The 2595-nt window shown below is 50.8% G+C and carries 1 rRNA gene; it reads right to left on the bottom strand.

The annotated features are described in order from the left end of the window. Nucleotides 1-52: 52 nt before the first annotated feature. Nucleotides 53-2595: ribosomal RNA gene (locus MTF64_RS19790) — 23S ribosomal RNA — on the bottom strand; the annotation flags it as partial.

The raw sequence follows: 2595 nt of genomic DNA, 5'->3' as shown, positions 1-2595 counted from the left end.
TAGCTATTAACTTCTGTCGCTTGTTTCTGTCACAAAACGCGTTTGGCGTTGTATGGTTAAGCCTCACGGGTAATTAGTACAAGTTAGCTTAATGGCTCACACCACTTCCACATCTTGCCTATCAACGTTGTAGTCTTCAACGGCCCTTCAGAGACTTTAAAAGTCTAGTGAGAAATCATCTCGAGGCCTGCTTCGCGCTTAGATGCTTTCAGCGCTTATCAGTTCCGAACGTAGCTACCGGGCAATGCCATTGGCATGACAACCCGAACACCAGCGGTTCGTTCACTCCGGTCCTCTCGTACTAGGAGCAACCCCTCTCAATTCTCAAACGCCCACGGCAGATAGGGACCGAACTGTCTCACGACGTTCTAAACCCAGCTCGCGTACCACTTTAAATGGCGAACAGCCATACCCTTGGGACCGACTTCAGCCCCAGGATGTGATGAGCCGACATCGAGGTGCCAAACACCGCCGTCGATATGAACTCTTGGGCGGTATCAGCCTGTTATCCCCGGAGTACCTTTTATCCGTTGAGCGATGGCCCTTCCATTCAGAACCACCGGATCACTATGACCTACTTTCGTACCTGCTCGACGTGTCTGTCTCGCAGTTAAGCTGGCTTCTACCATTACACTAACCGTACGATGTCCGACCGTACTTAGCCAACCTTCGTGCTCCTCCGTTACTCTTTGGGAGGAGACCGCCCCAGTCAAACTACCCACCAGGCACTGTCCGTAACCCCGATTCAGGGGCCAACGTTAGAACATCAAAACTACAAGGGTGGTATTTCAAGGACGACTCCACAACAACTAGCGTCGCTGCTTCAAAGTCTCCCACCTATCCTACACATGTAGGTTCAATGTTCAGTGCCAAGCTGTAGTAAAGGTTCACGGGGTCTTTCCGTCTAGCCGCGGGTACACAGCATCTTCACTGCGATTTCAATTTCACTGAGTCTCGGGTGGAGACAGCGTGGCCATGGTTACACCATTCGTGCAGGTCGGAACTTACCCGACAAGGAATTTCGCTACCTTAGGACCGTTATAGTTACGGCCGCCGTTTACCGGGGCTTCGATCAAGAGCTTCGTCCGAAAACTAACCCCATCAATTAACCTTCCGGCACCGGGCAGGTGTCACACCGTATACGTCATCTTGCGATTTTGCACAGTGCTGTGTTTTTAATAAACAGTCCCAGCCACCTGGTCACTGCGGCTCCCGTCCGCTTAGAGAGCAAGTCTCATCACAGATAGGAGCGTACCTTCTCCCGAAGTTACGGTACGATTTTGCCTAGTTCCTTCACCCGAGTTCTCTCAAGCGCCTTAGTATTCTCTACCTGACCACCTGTGTCGGTTTGGGGTACGATTCGGTATAATCTGAAGCTTAGAGGCTTTTCCTGGAAGTATGGCATCAGCAACTTCACACCCTTGGGTGCTCGTCTCGTGTCTCAGCCTAACAGCAACCCGGATTTACCTAAGTCGCTAGCCTACTCACTTTCACATGGACAACCATCGCCATGCTTGCTTAGCCTTCTCCGTCCCCCCATCGCAATTATACCAAGTACGGAAATATTAATCCGTTTCCCATCGACTACGCCTTTCGGCCTCGCCTTAGGGGTCGACTTACCCTACCCTGATTAACATGGGATAGGAACCCTTGGTCTTCCGGCGTGCGGGTTTTTCACCCGCATTATCGTTACTCATGTCAGCATTCGCACTTCTGATACGTCCAGCATACCTCCCGGTACACCTTCAACCGCTTACAGAACGCTCCCCTACCACTCATCCTAAGATGAATCCGCAGCTTCGGTGCATAGTTTAGCCCCGTTACATCTTCCGCGCAGACCGACTCGACCAGTGAGCTATTACGCTTTCTTTAAAGGATGGCTGCTTCTAAGCCAACCTCCTGGCTGTCTGGGCCTTTCCACATCGTTTCCCACTTAACTATGACTTTGGGACCTTAGCTGGCGGTCTGGGTTGTTTCCCTCTTCACGACGGACGTTAGCACCCGCCGTGTGTCTCCCGGATATTACTTTACGGTATTCGGAGTTTGCAAAGGGTTGGTAAGTCGGGATGACCCCCTAGCCTTAACAGTGCTCTACCCCCGTAAGTATTCGTCCGAGGCTCTACCTAAATAGATTTCGGGGAGAACCAGCTATCTCCCGGTTTGATTAGCCTTTCACTCCTAGCCACAGGTCATCCCCTAACTTTTCAACGTTAGTGGGTTCGGTCCTCCAGTTGATGTTACTCAACCTTCAACCTGCCCATGGCTAGATCACCGGGTTTCGGGTCTATACCTTGCAACTATTCGCCCAGTTAAGACTCGGTTTCCCTACGGCTACCCTAATCGGTTAACCTCGCTACAAAATATAAGTCGCTGACCCATTATACAAAAGGTACGCAGTCACCTAACAAGTAGGCTCCTACTGCTTGTACGTACACGGTTTCAGGTTCTATTTCACTCCCCTCACAGGGGTTCTTTTCGCCTTTCCCTCACGGTACTGGTTCACTATCGGTCAGTTGGGAGTATTTAGCCTTAGATGATGGTCCACCTATATTCAGTCAAAGTTTCACGTGCTCCGACCTACTCGATTTCACTTAA

This window comes from Pseudoalteromonas sp. 2CM41L, assembly GCF_023161905.1.
Classification (GTDB): domain Bacteria; phylum Pseudomonadota; class Gammaproteobacteria; order Enterobacterales; family Alteromonadaceae; genus Pseudoalteromonas; species Pseudoalteromonas atlantica.
The sequence above is the reverse complement of the archived record's forward strand: the minus strand, read 5'-3'. Positions and strand labels throughout refer to the sequence as shown.